Below are 15,549 nucleotides of genomic sequence, written 5' to 3'. Positions count from 1 at the left end.
GCCCCACCATCGTCCCAGATGTTGATAAAAGTTCCAGTAACACTCGATTATTCGGACTGTATTCAAAAAACGTCGGTGACGAACGCAATCGAGTACGGGGCCACCAGCTACGTTCGAGTCTGGCGTGACCGAACACGCTCCGACACGACCGACGTACTTTGGACATTATCCCATAAAGAACAATTTATTAGGATTCAGTTTAGACAGTGTCTCTATGAGAGAACAGACGACGAACTCGTCGGTCGAGGCGGCGTACGACGACTACCTCATGCCGATTTGGAAATCGCTGAACGTCCCGGTCGAGCGGGCGTCCGGCTGTACCCTCGAAGACTTCGACGGCAACGAGTACCTCGACGTGTTCTCGGGTATCTCGGTGACCAACGTCGGGCACAACAACGAGGCCGTCGTCGAGGCCGCGACCGAGCAGTTGGAGGAGTTCGTCCACGGCTGTTCGTACGTCCATCCGAACCGGCCGGTGGCCGACCTCGCGGAGACCATCGCCGAGGTGACGCCGGGCGACCTCCAGAAGACCTTCTTCTGTAACTCCGGCACCGAAGCCGTCGAGGGCGCTATCAAACTCGCCCGGAAGTACACCGGCTCGAAGGAGGTCATCTCGCTGGAGATGGGCTTCCACGGCCGCACCCTCGGGAGTCTCGCGCTCACCGGCAACAGGGCCTACAAGCAGGACATGGCTCCGACCATCAACGACGTGGCTCACACCGCGCCGCCGTACGCCTACCGGTGTCCCCGCTGTGACGGCGACACCTGCGGTGCGGACTGCGCCGACGCGCTCGAACGGGTCATCGGCTCGCACACCAGCGGCGACCTCGCGGCGGTCGTCGTCGAACCCGTCATGGGCGAGGCCGGCATCGTCGTCCCCTCGGAGGCGTGGCTCAAGCGCGTGCGGGACATCGCCCACGACCACGGCGCGCTCCTCATCGCCGACGAGGTCCAGACCGGCTACGGTCGCACCGGCGAACTGTTCGCCAGCGAGCAGTTCGGCATCGAACCCGACATCCTGACGCAGGCGAAGGGCATCGCCAACGGCCTGCCCCTCGGCGCGTTCACGGCCCCCGCGGACATCGCGGACGCGTTCGGCTCCGGCGACCACCTCTCGACGTTCGGCGGCAACCCCGTCGCCTGCGCGGCCGCCCTGGCGACCATCGAGGAACTCCAGAACGGTATCATCGACAACGCCCGCGAGAACGGCGAGTGGCTCTCGGCCGAACTCGCCACGCTCGAATCCGACTACGACGTGGTCGGCGAGGCCCGCGGCCTCGGACTGATGCAGGGCATCGAACTCGTCGACTCGGAGACGACCGGCCCGCAACACGTCGCGCCCGCCCCGGACAAGGAACTCGCGGCCGCGGTCGGCGAGCACCTCCGCGAGGAGTCCAACGTCGTCATGGGCGTCGGCGGCTACTACAAGAACGTCATGCGCTTCCAGCCCCCGCTGACGATTTCGCAGGCGCAACTCGGCGAGGCCGTCGAGGCGCTCCGCGCCGCGCTGGACGACTTGGCCTGAGTCGCCTGCGGCGACCGCGACACCCGCTCACGGCCTCGTTTCGATTTCTCTCGGTCTCGCGGCTTACGGTGGTGACAGTTGTGGATTTGAGCCGGGGAGGATGGCCCCTGCTGAAACGGCCGTCTCCGCCGGAAGTGCGTCCCGACCGTCGGTCTGGGTGCGTCTTACTCGTCGATTTTGACCATGACCTTGATGGCCTCGCGGTCGTCCATCGCCTGATAGCCCTCCGGGACGCCGTCGAGGTCGACGGTCTTCGTCAGGATGGGCGACGGGTCGAGGGTGCCCTGCAGTACGTCGTCCATGAGCTCCTCGATGTAGTTCCGGACGGGCGCGCCGCCGGCGGAGAACGAGAGGTTCTTGTAGAATATCGGCTGGAGGAAGTCGGCGGACTCGACGTGCGGGACGCCGACGGCGCCGATGGAGCCGCCGGGGCGGGCGACCTGCGCGGCGGTTTCGAGCGCCGACGCCGCGCCGACGCATTCGAGGACGTGGTTCGCGCCGCCGTGGGTGAGTTCGAGGACTTCTTCGACGGCCTCCTGCCCGCGAGACGAGACGGTGTCGGTCGCGCCGAGTTCCCGAGCGACCGCTAAGCGGTCCTCGTGGTGGCCGACCGCGATGATGCGCTCTGCGCCGATGCGCTTCGCCGCGAGGACGCCGCACAGTCCGACCGCGCCGTCGCCGATGACGACCGCGGTGTCACCGGCTTCGAGGTCCGCCAAGACGGCGGCGTGGTGGCCGGTCGACATCACGTCCGTCAGCGGGAGGAGCGATTCGAGCGTGTCTTCGTCGTCGGCGTATCGCTCGGGGACCCGAACGACCGTGCCGTCGGCGTGGGGGACGCGGACTTTCTCGGCCTGCGCGCCGTTGTCGTCGCCGTGCGGACCGAAGAATCCGCCGTCTACACACGCGGTGTGAATGCCTTTGCGACAGAACTCGCACTCCCCGCAACTGTACGCGAACGGGACGAGTACGCGGTCGCCCGACTGGACGCTCGTGACATCCTCGCCGACTTCCTCGACAATACCCATCGGCTCGTGGCCGACCCCGGCGCCCTCCTCGTGTTCCTCGTGGCCGCGGTAGAACCAGAGGTCGGACCCGCAGATGGCGGTGTGAGTGACGCGGATGACCACGTCGGTCGGTTCGTCAACTACCCCACCCTACTTCGCTCACCCTGGCGGGTTCGCTCGTGGAGGGTGGGGCTTGTCCATGAACTCGGCCTCGAACCCGTCTGGGTGGGCGGTAAACCCGCCGCTCAGCGTCACTGTTCCAGACTTTAGGGCAAGCTGACTGTCGCCCGTCCGCCGAGACGACTGTTGGCCCCGACGGACATACCGCATTCCGATATTCTTTGCCGCGTTATAATCTGCGTTCGCTTCCGACCCGCACTTCACACACTGGAAGTCGTTGCGAGTCGGGCGATTCTCGTCTGCGGTGAATCCACACTCGGCGCACCGCTTCGACGTGTACGCCGACCCCACCTGTTTCACCGCGATGCCTTCCGATTCGGCTTTGTACTCAACTTGCTCGTACAGCGTTCGGAACGCCCACTTGTGTCCCCACGACGCACCCGTGCGGTCGCGGATGTGGGTCAAGTCCTCGAACGCAATCACGTCGCACTCATAACGGCGTGCTTCGTTCACGATGGCGTTCGACGCTCTGTGGAGTACGTCGCGGATGTATCGCAGTTCTCGGCCACTCGACTGTTCGAGCGTTCGGTGAGCACTTCGTGTGCCGGTCTGTTGGAGTCCGGCGCGAACCGTCTCGAACTCGCGGAGGTTGTGGGTCAACTCCCGCTCGCTGACGAATGAGGCGGTGCTGGTGACGGCGAGGTTTTCGATGCCGAGATCGACCCCGAGGACCGTTCCGTCCTCGGCGGTGTTCCGTTCGGTATCGGTCTTGGGTCGGCGGAAGCCGATATGTAAAAAGTAGTCGCCGTTGCGGGCAGTGAGCGTGCTTTCGGTGACGCTCCATTCGTCGGAGTCGAGGTACTGCCGTTGGTAGCCATCGTCGGCGTCGGGGAGCGCAAGCGGACACCGGACGCGACTCTCCGTGGTGGTGAGCGACACCGTATCATCATCGAACAGCGTCATAGTTCGAGTGTCGTACGTCACTGTGGGTGCGGTGAAGGTCGGCTTGCTCACCGTCTTGCCGTTGGACCGGTGTTCGAGACTGCCAGTGATGGCCTCTGCGGCCTGGTGAGTGGCGAGAATCGCGTGCTGACTCCCGAGGCCGGTGTGTTCGCGCACGTCGTCGTAGGCGAGGGGCTGTACGTCGCTTTTCGCGTTGCACCTGCCCCACGCCATGTCGGTGGCGATTTGGCACCCACGTTTCCACTCGGAGATGGTCTCCTCGAGCAACTCGCGTTGCTCACCGTCCACCGAGAGGCGGGTTATTGCTGTCCGACGCACGTAGTCATCCGCTACAGTTTCAATGTAGATACGTGGCTATTTGTAGGTTGGTGGTTGTAGCCAATACGAACGCGCTCCTCCCCCCCCCTACTCACTCGCTTCGCTCGTTCGTTGAGGAAGGGGACTCCGCGCTACCGCTTCAGTTGAAAGCGTGGTTCGCCGACGAACTATCGGGTTGTCCCACCATCAACGGTGCCGAGATCGGGCTCGTCAAACTCGAGGGCTTGCGCGACAGCATCCGGAATCTCCGGCCGAGGCGCCGATTCGTGGCGCTCGATTTTCTCGGTCTTCCGCGTGTTCTCGTAGAGGGCGCGTGCGACCGGGAGGCCACGGAGATACTTGTAGTCGTGGAGGATCTCGACGCCCCGCTCCGTGAACCCGTAGAACTGGGAAGGGAGATCACGTTTTCCCTCACTTGGTTCGTATGTGTAGCGTGCGAGGAGCCCGGCGTCGATCAACGTCTCCAGCTGATCTTTGATAGCTGCTTGGCTCTTCCCAGTCATGTACTCGAGTTCGGCGAGCGACATCAGATGTGCGGGGTGGCCCAGCAGCTCTTGGATGATGAGATGGCGCGTATCCTGGGACAGCAGCTTGAACAGCCGCTGTTGTTCCGCGAACGGCCCTGCATCGGCCGCGCCAGTGTCGGTTTCGCTCATATGTGATGGTACGAGGTAGGGCGCTATAACAGTTAGGGCCATCCAAGTTGGTTAAGTCAGAAAAAACCAAGGTGATTCAGAAAGGATAAGGAGGTGTGGTTTGAATCGGCAGTTAATGACCGACCCAAGCCCTCCGCCGGACGCTGGGGACATTCTGACCGTTGTTCACGAGGCCGTCGGGGGCATCGAACTTGAGCCTGCAGAGAAACGAGAGATTTGGCGGTTCACACAGCGCGAATTGCCGTACCTCTGGAGTCAGCGGACATCGTATTTCATCCTGGGGAGCTATCGCGACCCCTATCTCCGCCGGCTCCGCGCCGTCCAGAACGAACTCACGAAGCAGCTCGGTGCCTATCCGTTCATCATGGGTGATCTCCTCGAACTCCCGACTGACCGGCTCAATACGTTCGATATTATGTTTTCGTTACTCGCGACCTACAGCGACTACATCGTCGGGGTATTCGAGAAGGAGAGTGGTGGGGAGGCTCCTGAATTGGGCGAGATCGATGACCCGCCGTATTTCGACAAGTCGTACGTGTTCCCGCGCGATTACGCGTGGGTGACTGACGAGAACCTTGACTCGAAACAGCACGTCATTCAGGCCGCTCTCGAGATTGCGTTCGCTGACGATTTGTCGGGGGATGAAGTCCAATCAAAGGTTGATTCGCTTGTTGATCGCGCACGAGAGAGCGGGTTTGACATCGACGAACAGGAGGTTTGGGATGTGATCGACGAGCGGCTAAATAAGGGAGTAGAGCCAGCGACGTACAGCTGGGTCCATCTCAACAAGTTCCGCAAATTCGAACTCCACAATCGGTGCTTCCCGTGGACGACAGAGGAGGAACTCCGTACTGTGGTTGGCGGCCTCCCGTCCCCAACACCGCGTCCGGAGTGGGAAGCAAGTGGGGAACGGTGAACGAGCCTACCCTCCTCGCTCGGCTACACACCCATCAGAGTGAGTCGATTTGGTAGTTTACTCTCGAGTAAACTACTTTACTACGCCCGGTTGAACACATCGTTATGAACGCTGGTTGGAGTGTCGGCGACGACACGACATCCCACGAGCTCGTCCACTTCGTTACCCAACAGACGCGGTTCGCGCTGATCAACAATATCCTCCAGCATCCCGAGCAACTCCCCGCGATGTACGAACTCGAGGAACTCAACCCCAGCGTGAGCGACGCTACTGTCTACAAACACATCCAGAAGCTTATCGACGCAGGTATCGTCAAAGAGGTCGCTCTCGATGACGATCAGCGCCGGCAGGGCTACCCTGGAAATTCTACGGGCTCACAGAGGGAGGCCGAACCTTCCTCGACGAGCACAACCTGCTTGCCGCGGAGGAGACGCTCCAGCAAATCTACGACACTATCGCTGACAAGCCCGAGAAGATGGTCAAGTACCAGAACGCCCCCCGGCCGGACGGCGCGTAACTCCTGCAGAATCGGCTCCGTGTCAGCACTTGATCACTGTTCGATTTCGTAGTCAGCCGCCAGCTTCTGGAACTCGGACCACTCAGGGAGCCGGTCGTCGTCGACCTCGCCGTGCGTCTCGAGGTAGCGGAGCAGAGCGTCGATTTCGTCTTCGAGGTCGTACTTCGCCGCCTGCTCTCGGAGGTCGTCCTCGTCGACGTCGACGTGGCTGAGCAGGAGGAGACAGTACGAGCGGTGGCGGCTGCCGTCGTCGATGAGTAGCGTGTGACAGCACAGCTCCGCCGGAGAGACTACGTCGAGTTCCTCGGAGAAGAGGTAGTAGCGGTGGCTGGTGAGCAGAAACTGAAGGTCAAACACGGCAAACCGAGAGAGGCCGGTTTCGTGGAACCCCTCCACATCGATCTCCGTCTCGGTCTGGGTGAGGAATTCGTCGTAGTCCTCCCAGAGAATCGTGCCCTTCGTGGCGACGGCTTCGAGGCGTTGGCGATGCAGATGGTGTGCGAGTTCACGGGCGAACTCGTGGAGACGGTCGAAATCGGCGTTGAAGTCATAGCGGCCGTCGGCCGTCCCGACGAGACCACGGTCACGAAACCGCTTGAGGACGCGGTTAACCGTGTTGCGGTAGTTGTCGCTCCGGGCGGCAATCTCGGAGACGGTTCGCGGCTGGTCGAGGTAGTACAGTACCTCGAGTGTCTTCCCGGTCAGCAGTTCGGGGAACTCGATGTGGGAGTGCTGGCGGACGAGGTCCCGATAGAGTTCGACGGCGCGAGCATCCGACGGGACGACTCGTTTTCGCCGGCCATCGCGTTCCGTGTAGACGAGTCCCTTTTCGACGAGGTCGTCCTCGGCGTTACCTCACCGACTGCCTACACCGAGATCGCTGAGCTTGCCGAGTGCTCTCCGAATGCCGCCAAAAAGCACCTCGACCGCTTGGCGGAGATGGGCATCGCTCGAGCCGATAGCGACAGCCGCCCAGCAACATACGAACGTAACGAGGGGTATCTCGAATGGCAGGACGCCAGTCGAATCGCAGCCGAGCTCTCTCTCGAAGCGATCATCGACCGCGTGGAGGCGCTTGAAGCCCAGCGAACGGAATACGAAGCGCAGTTCGAGACGACAGACCCAACGGCTGTCAATGTGTTTGATCACGATAGCCACGAAACCATTCACGAGCGGATGACCGACATCAGCGAGTGGCAGGGCGTGATTCGGGATATCCGGCTGTACGAACTTGCTCGCCAGCTCTCCCAGAACGACGGGCATCTGATTCCAGCGTAAATGAGTCAGCCACCGGAGGATCCGGCCCCACACTCAACGGGTCCACCGGATCGACAGACGTTGCGCCTGCTGGAGCGATACCTATCGTCGGATTCGCTCATCGCCGAGACTGCGTTCGACCCGGATTCATACGAACCTCGACTGCTTCGTGGACTGCTCGACGCTGGACGATATCCTGACACAGTAACAGCGGCCCGTCTCGACATCCGATGGTTCACGACTGGCGATTTCTCAGTCCACTACGTCGAAGAGCACGAGGACGGGATACACTGGGAGTGTCGCTGGGACTGGCACCCGAACGCGCACAACACCCGGTTGCACTTCCACAAGCCACCGTCTGCCACCGAAATTACCGACCTCGAACTCCCGTCGCTCCATCCACTCGAAGTATACTCCACCATCCTCACGGCGATAGAGCAACGCATAGAGACACTATGGTCGTCACAATGATCTCGTGATGAAGGGTGGTATTCAGATAAGGGTTGAAAGTTGAGGCGGAGCGTTTTGCGAGTGATTTATGCCCGAGCTCGCTTTGACGATAGTCTCGGCCAGATTGAGTTAGAGTTTGTGGAACGAGAAGCGATACCGCAGCTGCTGATGAAGCCCAGTATTCAGCTCCACCTGCAGAACTGTCTATTTCAAATACTGTTCTTATTCTTGATGTATCTGGTGTCGAACGGGCACATGTCACCGTTCACAATTGGGTACACAAGGAAGATTTACAGCCCGACAATGGTTGATTCCCGAATCACGTTGCGGTCGATGAGACCGTGATTCGACTCAATGACGAGTAATACTGGCTGTACGTTGCTCTCGATTCCGAACCAAACAAATTACACGTACGTCACTGTCTATAGTAGCCATTAGAATTTTCACCTCGAAGACTCTTGCAACAGGCAGTGGATCATCTCGACAAGATCTCTGTCGAGGAATTGCAAGCCTCCCTCGACAACGTTGAAGGAAAGAAGCCGACACAGCGGCTGTTGGCGGCTATCGCGTACAAAAACGGTGTGACTCAAACCGAGTTGGCCGAGTGGTATGACGTTGAGCGGCGGACAATCTACGGTTGGCTCAAGCGACTCGATACCGACGAGTCGCTTGAGCACGCCGTAGTCGATGATAAACGAACTGGGAGAAAGCGAAAACTTTCAGAAACACAGCAAGAAGAGTTCGAAGAGACGGTCCACGAGCCACCCGAAAATGTGGGGATTGACGTGCCGGCGGTTGCTGAAAGAGGCGGGATTGAGCTATCAGAAACCACGCCGGACAGCCGCTGAAGCTGACGAAGACGAACGAGAAGAGTTCTACGACAAATTCAAAAAAAGCGGCGGGAGATGGACGCCACCGTAGTCTGTATCGATCAAACCAAGAGATCTGTGCAAGTTGAGCCGCGTGCCGCGCGGAAACCACGCGGCACGCGGCCCTCTGTCGAACTCTCTGGCCAACGCGACTGGACGTGTCTGCTGGGCGCGATCACCGAGGACGGTGATCGCTTCTTCTCGCGATTCGAAGAGTACGTTACTGCCGATCACGCAAAACATTTTATTTTAGCACTATGTGAAGAATTCAAAGATGACTTGCTCGTAGTGCTGGACGGAGTGCCGTACTTTCAGGCGTCGGCCGTCACGGACCTAGCGGCCCGTGACGACCTCGAGTTCGTTACGCTTCCATCGTATTCGCCGGAGCTGAACCCGGTCGAAGAGTGTTGGAGACAGCTCCAAGCAGCTCTGAGCAACCGGTTCTTCGACTCACTCGACGAGTTAACGACGGTGATTGACACTGCTCTCGAGCAACTTTCGATCGCAAAAGTGAGTAACTACTTCTAATAACTACTATATCTGGCTCTGTTGAAACCCTATCTGGACGACGTCAAATCGGATTAGGCCAGTGCGGCAGCCGCTACACATACGCGATTTCGACTTTCGAGCAGCATATCACCCCCGAATTAACGTATTTTCGGAAAGAACCCGCCCTCATGCCCTCCCACACGCGCCGCCAACTCCTCACAACCCTCGGCTCCACAAGTATTGCGCTTGCTGGCTGTCTCTCGCCGTCTCGCCCCTCGGGAGATTTCGGAGACGTCACCGGAACGTGGCCGATGAGCGGTCGAAATCCCGGTCATACTCGACGGGCGGCGTCTGGTCCGACGGACCCGAAGACGGTCTGGCAAACCGACCTCAGTCAGGTACGGGCCACTGGCACACCAGCTATCAGCGCTGGGCACCTCTACCTTCCCGTCGACGCGATCTCCGATACGGCACGCCATCGGTATCGGATTCACGCGTTGCGCGCGGCAACCGGCGAGGAACGATGGCAGGTGCCACTTCGGTCGGAGCCGAACGGACCACCCGCAGTACGTGGTGATCACATCGTCGTGACGGCCAAGCGGGCGCTCGAAAAAGGTCGTATCATCGGCTTCCAGACGCGGTACGGTGACGAGGACTGGCTCGTCGACATCGACGCCAGACTCACTGCCCCACCCACGATTGCCGACGGAGTCGTCTACGTCCCCGACTGGAGCGGTCGCGTCCACGCTCTCTCAGTCGGGGACGGGTCTGTGCGGTGGTCACACAACGTCGATGCGGAGGCTGGTGGGCGAACATTCACCGAACCAGTCGCCGTTCTCGATGGGACGCTCTACCTCGGCTCGCGGTCAGGAAAGACCGGCCTCGTTGCGCTGGACGCCACAACAGGCGAAAAAGAATGGGTCGAATCTACACGCACGGTGACTGGTGGGCCGGTAGCCCATCCCGAGGGTGTCGTCGTGCAGAGTCATCAACTCGTGACGGCGTTCGACACCGATGGAACACGCCAATGGTCGTTCAACATCCCCGATGCTGGGGTGCAACAGATCGCGGTCGACAGTCAACACCTGTACGTGTCCGCCGGAGACACGGTCCAGGCGATCGATTGGAATGGGGAGGACGCGTGGACGTACGAACCTCCCGGAGAGCGGGTGGGAATTCCGACTGTCGCCGGCGAGACGGTACTCATCCGAAGCGAAAAACGGCTTGTCGCGTTATCTCGGGCAACCGGGGACGAGCGGTGGAGCACGACCCCAGGTGGTGCGGGTCGTGTAATCGTGACTCCTGAGGCAATTTTCTCACCCGAGTCAGACGGAAGCGTGGTTGCACTCGGAGAGAGCTAGGAATCTCCCCCGTAGTCGTGCTTCGGCGTCTTCCATTAGAGATGCGCCTCGACGGCCCTCTTGAAACTCTCCTCTTCAGATACGTATTGCCTGAAACAACCGCTCGCTGAGTATTGCGTATCTCGCAGCCGCCCTACATATCACACCGTCCTCGTTCATGAAGACAGATCACCGGCGAGGCCAACGAACCCGACACTCACTCCCAGGACCATAATCAGGAGTCCAATTTGACCAAACGCGTTTGAATCCGCCGCGAATAGGTCTCGACCCGAGATAAGAAACCTCCGAATAAAACGAGAAGAAGACTGAAGTCAAACGCACTATCACTCAGATTTCTCGATTGAGAGCGGTCACTCATGTCTCTCGATTGAAACCGTCAGTTCATATTCTTTTTTGATAGACTCATCCTCTGTACCGTCCACGGCAAGCCAAAGTGTGACTCCTGCTGGGGTTCCAACAGAGCCGTCTCGACCGATCCGGAACTAACGAACCATCGCCTCCTGCTGCTGGTGAAGCGGTACGTCATTCGCAATGGCGAAGTCCTCTCTACAGGCCCCAGTTCCTCCGAACCGATCCACGAGTGGGTTGTTCGTCTCCAAAGAGGGTTGTGGGATGATTCGCAGAAGCCAAAACTATTTCATGTCGATTATACATACGTACTGACATGGCCCCAAGAGAGACGGCCCTTCAGTACTCTCCGGCGGTAGAGTCGCCCTCGGGAAACTCGTCGCTGCCACCTCGGTATTATACACGTGGTTACAAGGAACCGTTACGAGTCGACCTCTGCTCAAGCGAATCTGGCACGGGGTAGTCGGCCGACGACGGAGGACCTCAGTTGCGGCGGTCCTCTCGGCCCCGATAGCGGCGATCGTGACCGGACCGTTGGTGGCCGCAACGTACGGCTACAGTCGCGTTGAACAGTGGGTTCTGGGGAGGTTAAACGTGACGGATCCGAACGCGATTGCGGTCATTGGCATCGTCGTGCTGGTCGCGGTCGCTGCAGCTTTCGCCGCCAGAAATTCCGGGTTAGTGCCCACAATCCTCCACCGACTCTTCGGTGCGACGGGGATGCACTTCGAGACAGTCGGTCCGCTGGAGACCCTCGGAACTGCCGTATTCCTCGCCTGCTTGTTCGGTATTGCCCTCGGGACGGTCGGGTTCACGCTCGGAACGATCAGTCGGAAAATTAGCGGTCTGTTCGGCCGCCGTCGCAACGGTATGCCCTCGAAAGCGTAGCCCGTAGCTCGTTTCTACTTGAACTTCGTCTCCACGGTTCGACGTCGGAAGCACGATGATACGGTACGCGCGAACCCTGTCTTGGCTACAGCCGAGCCAAGTTACGTTCTATGCAGTCCCCGAACTCACATCCGTGTCCGGCCGCTCGTCGAGGTCCACATCGACGACGACGGTGTTTTTCCGCTCCCGATGGCTGCGGGGCGCACCAGGCTGCGTCACGCCTCATCACAATCTTTATGCACGGGATAATATAATCTACTGCATAATGATTAACCGAGAGCGGGAATTAGAATGGCTGACCTCACATCTCAAACGAGATGACCGGCAGTTTCTCGTTGTGTACGGCCGCCGTCGAGTTGGGAAAACGACGCTCGTGACGACAGCACTCGATTCGCTCGAACAGGAGACCCAATATTACCTTTGCGACCAGCGAGGACCGCAACACAATGCAACGCAGTTTGCACGACAGTGCGCGGATCACTTCGACGATGTTCCACCCGATGTGGACACGTTTCTGGATGCGTTTCGATATCTCAAGGGACGGGCTGACGGCCCGTTTGTCGTCGCGTTAGACGAGTTTTCCTATCTCGTAGGGGAGGACGAGACCATCCCGTCGGTATTCCAGACTATCGTCGACGAGGTGCTCGCTGACACAGACATTTCGATCGTCCTCCTCGGCTCGTCGATATCGATGATGGAAGAAGGCGTGTTGAGTTACGAGAGTCCACTCTATGGACGTCGAACTGGACAGTGGCGACTCGAACCGCTCACCATCGGTGACGTCTCGAAATTCTTCCCTCGGTATGATGCTGATGCGATAATCCAGACGTACAGCGTTCTCGGTGGGGTGCCGGCGTACTTAGAGCAATTTGACGGGACTCAAGACCTCTTTTCGAACATCGAACAGCACATCCTCTCCAAGGGTGCGTTCCTCTACGAGGAACCCGAATTCCTTCTCCGACAGGAACTCCGGGAACCGACCACCTACATGGCGATTCTTGAGGCGATTGCCAACGGTGCAACTCGTGTGACCGATATCGCGAATAGCATCGATAAGAAGGCAAGCGGCATCTCACGGTATCTCCAAAACCTGACTCAGTTAGCGCTCGTCGAGCGCGAAACGCCGGTCACAGATCCCGACGGACGCGGTGTCTACAAACTGACTGACCAGTTCGTCCGGTTTTGGTTCCGCTACGTCTCGCCGAACCGGGGAACACTCGAACAAGGGCGAACGGAACCTGTCCGAGAATCGATTGCTGAAACAGTACCGACGCACACGAGCTTCGCGTTTGAAGAGGTCTGCCGACAAGCCGCCCGAGCGCCGTCGTTCCCAGTTTCCAGTTCCCGAGTCGGTCGCTGGTGGTACAGCGAGCAAGAAATCGACGTGGTCGGATTGAATCCGCAAACGAAGTCGCTATTTCTCGGCGAATGCAAATGGACCACTAGCCCCGTTGGCCGGTCACTCCTAGACGACCTCGAAGCGACTGAACCGGACGTGCGTTGGCAAGGCTCCGACCGAGACGTTGCGTACGGGCTCTTTTCGCGGTCCGGTTTCACGGACGGACTCGTGGAGCGTGCAGCACAGCGTGAGGATGTCCATCTATTCACCCCGGCAGATGTGTTGGCGCTGTTCGAGTAGAGTCCCACGTTTTTGTCCTCCGTACGGGACGACCGGTTCGCTGTTCAACATACGCTGATGCCGTACGCCGCTGCATCCCATCAGCCGACCACAAAATATCTAACAGCCAACACGAAACTGCTAGTAGATGCCCTCCTCTCACCGCCGCCGATTCCTTCGTGCTTGTGCCGCCGCCGTTGGGCTCGGAACTGCTGGCTGTCTTGGTTCCGAGGTGCCTGCAGAGACGACGACAGAGACCGAAACCCGGACAGAAACGGGAACGGAGACGACCGCACGTACCCAAACCACGCAGCCAGACTCCCCAGTCGTCTGGCGGCAAACGGTCGGGTCAGAAATCACGACTCCCCCGACGAGTACGGGAGAGAGTCTCTACGTGGGAACGAAGTCCGGATCCCTTGAATCGCTGCACACTACTGACGGAAGCAAACAGTGGTCGTATGACGCGGACACCGAACTCCGTGGTTCGCCGGTCCACGTCGGCGAGACGGTGTTCGTTATTGTTGGAAAGAACGATTTGTTCGAGAACCACGGCGTAGTCGCCCTCAACGCCGAAACCGGAACCGTGGAGTGGACGTTCAGTCCCGAAGCATGGTGGCTGGAGATTCTCGGCGTCACCGAGGATGTGCTGTACGTCGGGACCGAAGACGATGCGATTGAGGAGGCCGGTCAGACACTCTACGCGCTCTCTGTTGCTGACGGAGCAGAGCGGTGGTCCGGAGAGATTGGCGACCCCTCTGGCGGACTGACTACTGAGACGATCTACGTCCCCACGTACGGCCGCCTCTATGCGTACGATACAGCAACCGGTGAGCAGCGGTGGACTGCAGCGGTCGAAGATTATTCGTACCAGACAATTGTAGCGACCGACGAAACAGTCTGTTTCGTTGCCGATGAGGGCGATACCCGTGGAAAACTCATTGCGCTGGATAGCGAGACGGGTGTGGAGACGTGGAGTCACGACGACTGGGTCGCGACGTCGACGACGCTCGATAGTGGCACCCTCTATGTCGGTGGCCAACACATCGCCGCATTCGACCCGGAAAGTGGTGAACAACAGTGGCAGGCAGACGAGTCGGGGTTCGTCCCACGGGTGCCAGTTCAGGACGATGTTCTCTTTGCCGGTGGAGGAACGGTGCGAGCGTTCGATACTGAGGGCGGTACTCTCAGTTGGACGTGGTCCCCCAACGAGGGTGTCGAGGGTGTGGTCCCGTCTGTAACGATAGGTGACTCGTTGTACGTCGACTCGTGGAGGAGAGACGACCCACGGAACCGATTCAAGTTCGCGCTCGATGTAACGGCAGGTGAGCAACAGTGGGCGTTCGAGGACGGAACCCAACTCACTGACCTCTCGGCTGATAGCACTCAGACCTACGTCGGGTCTGCGAAGGGTACGGTCTATTCGCTGCAGTGATTTCCGGTCACGAGTCCGGTGTCCGCTGAGAGGGGATTCGTCACCGGCGAGACTGGGTAGCGAGCGCATTACATAGTTCACCGGTCGCCCAATCTACGTTGATGTGGCCTTGGGGACACCTGTTATTCGGTGCTTTCGCGTACTTCGGCTATCGTCGAATACGACAGCTGGGCACCTCACGGGTCAGCGTCGGACTGTCGCTCACGCTCGGTACGCAGTTCCCGGACCTGGTTGACAAACCGCTCGCATGGTACGTCGGTGTGTTACCAACTGGCCGGTCGCTTGCTCACTCCATCTTCACCTTCTTTCTCGTCGCGGTTGTCCTCACTCAGATCGGGTGGAGAGTGGACCGAGATGAAGCGGTGTTCGCCTTTCTCTTTGGGTACTTCACGCACATCGTCGGTGACATTATCCCGCCATTGCTCGATGGCGAACGCTACTACGCGACGTTTTTCCTTTGGCCTGCACTCCCAGCCGTGGACTACGGTACGGAACTCACGTTGCTCCCCCGACTTCGAGCGTTAGACCCCTCGCCAGTGCTCTTTGTCCAGTTCGGTCTCCTCACACTCGTCGCGATAGGGTGGTATCTCCGGGCGCGCACTGCACACAGCTGACCTCATCTTCCACCAAGCGGCGAAAGTGAGCGTGAGTAAGTCCGTCGATGACCCGTTTAGATGCCATTTTGTGAACACGACTGCGACGCTCGGACTTCTCGAGTCGGCCCGGCGAGAAGACGCGCGAGTCGTTCTCGCGTCAAGCGCGGCAATCTACGGACACCCCAGAACCGTCCCGGTCCCCGAAAACGAACCCAAAGA

General features: G+C 59.4%; 10 protein-coding genes and 7 pseudogenes. 13 read left to right on the top strand and 4 right to left on the bottom strand.

Features of this window, described 5'->3' with window-relative positions:
* Positions 1–214: 214 nt before the first annotated feature.
* The gene (locus ACFQI8_RS11845) at positions 215–1,525 is read left to right on the top strand and encodes an aspartate aminotransferase family protein (RefSeq protein ID WP_390245000.1); all 1,311 of its coding nucleotides are present in this window, start codon (positions 215–217) and stop codon (positions 1,523–1,525) included.
* 164 nt (positions 1,526–1,689) lie between these two features.
* On the opposite strand, the pseudogene ACFQI8_RS11840 reads toward ACFQI8_RS11845, so the two are convergent.
* From ACFQI8_RS11840 to ACFQI8_RS11830, 3 genes and pseudogenes are all read right to left on the bottom strand, one after another.
* A pseudogene (locus tag ACFQI8_RS11840) lies at positions 1,690–2,673 on the bottom strand (zinc-binding dehydrogenase); the annotation flags it as partial.
* A gap of 18 nt (positions 2,674–2,691) precedes the next feature.
* Complete coding sequence (locus ACFQI8_RS11835; protein ID WP_390244998.1) at positions 2,692–3,933, bottom strand: RNA-guided endonuclease InsQ/TnpB family protein; 1,242 nt, start codon at positions 3,931–3,933, stop codon at positions 2,692–2,694.
* Between the two features lie 167 nt (positions 3,934–4,100).
* Positions 4,101–4,589 (bottom strand): helix-turn-helix domain-containing protein, encoded by a 489-nt coding sequence (locus ACFQI8_RS11830; RefSeq protein ID WP_058365185.1) that lies wholly within the window; start codon positions 4,587–4,589, stop codon positions 4,101–4,103.
* 115 nt (positions 4,590–4,704) lie between these two features.
* Between ACFQI8_RS11830 and ACFQI8_RS11825 the strand changes: the two genes are divergently transcribed.
* Both ACFQI8_RS11825 and ACFQI8_RS11820 read left to right on the top strand, forming a co-directional pair.
* Entirely contained in the window at positions 4,705–5,505 is an 801-nt protein-coding gene (locus tag ACFQI8_RS11825) for a DUF8170 family protein (protein WP_390244996.1), read from the top strand.
* A 104-nt stretch (positions 5,506–5,609) separates the two neighbouring features.
* A pseudogene (locus ACFQI8_RS11820) lies at positions 5,610–6,022 on the top strand (PadR family transcriptional regulator).
* A gap of 33 nt (positions 6,023–6,055) precedes the next feature.
* Here the strand turns inward: ACFQI8_RS11820 and ACFQI8_RS11815 are convergent.
* A pseudogene (locus tag ACFQI8_RS11815) lies at positions 6,056–6,871 on the bottom strand (transcriptional regulator TrmB); the annotation flags it as partial.
* On the opposite strand from ACFQI8_RS11815, the pseudogene ACFQI8_RS11810 reads away from it, so the two are divergent.
* The 10 genes and pseudogenes from ACFQI8_RS11810 to ACFQI8_RS11765 all read left to right on the top strand — a co-directional run.
* Positions 6,857–7,300, top strand: a pseudogene (locus ACFQI8_RS11810) (DUF7342 family protein); the annotation flags it as partial. The pseudogenes ACFQI8_RS11815 and ACFQI8_RS11810 overlap by 15 nt on opposite strands.
* On the top strand, positions 7,301–7,750 hold the full coding sequence (locus ACFQI8_RS11805) for a toxin-antitoxin system TumE family protein (RefSeq protein WP_390244994.1): 450 nt from the start codon (positions 7,301–7,303) through the stop codon (positions 7,748–7,750). It begins immediately after the preceding pseudogene.
* A gap of 63 nt (positions 7,751–7,813) precedes the next feature.
* Positions 7,814–8,091, top strand: a pseudogene (locus ACFQI8_RS11800) (IS6 family transposase); the annotation flags it as partial.
* A gap of 108 nt (positions 8,092–8,199) precedes the next feature.
* Positions 8,200–9,126 (top strand): annotated as a pseudogene (locus tag ACFQI8_RS11795) (IS630 family transposase).
* 149 nt (positions 9,127–9,275) lie between these two features.
* Entirely contained in the window at positions 9,276–10,448 is a 1,173-nt protein-coding gene (locus tag ACFQI8_RS11790; protein ID WP_390244992.1) for an outer membrane protein assembly factor BamB family protein, read from the top strand.
* A gap of 783 nt (positions 10,449–11,231) precedes the next feature.
* The gene (locus tag ACFQI8_RS19485) at positions 11,232–11,684 is read left to right on the top strand and encodes a DUF8071 domain-containing protein (RefSeq protein ID WP_465261714.1); all 453 of its coding nucleotides are present in this window, start codon (positions 11,232–11,234) and stop codon (positions 11,682–11,684) included.
* 265 nt (positions 11,685–11,949) lie between these two features.
* Positions 11,950–13,323, top strand: a complete 1,374-nt coding sequence (locus ACFQI8_RS11780; protein ID WP_390244988.1) for an ATP-binding protein — start codon at positions 11,950–11,952, stop codon at positions 13,321–13,323.
* 127 nt (positions 13,324–13,450) lie between these two features.
* Complete coding sequence (locus tag ACFQI8_RS11775) at positions 13,451–14,734, top strand: outer membrane protein assembly factor BamB family protein (protein ID WP_390244986.1); 1,284 nt, start codon at positions 13,451–13,453, stop codon at positions 14,732–14,734.
* A gap of 101 nt (positions 14,735–14,835) precedes the next feature.
* Positions 14,836–15,348 (top strand): metal-dependent hydrolase, encoded by a 513-nt coding sequence (locus tag ACFQI8_RS11770; RefSeq protein ID WP_390244984.1) that lies wholly within the window; start codon positions 14,836–14,838, stop codon positions 15,346–15,348.
* Positions 15,329–15,549: pseudogene (locus ACFQI8_RS11765) on the top strand (GDP-mannose 4,6-dehydratase); the annotation flags it as partial. The gene ACFQI8_RS11770 and the pseudogene ACFQI8_RS11765, both read left to right, overlap by 20 nt.

Origin of the sequence: Haloferax chudinovii (assembly GCF_042663345.1) — an archaeon.
Taxonomy (GTDB): domain Archaea; phylum Halobacteriota; class Halobacteria; order Halobacteriales; family Haloferacaceae; genus Haloferax; species Haloferax chudinovii.
Note: the sequence above shows the minus strand (reverse complement) of the source record. Positions and strands in the feature narration are given on the sequence as shown.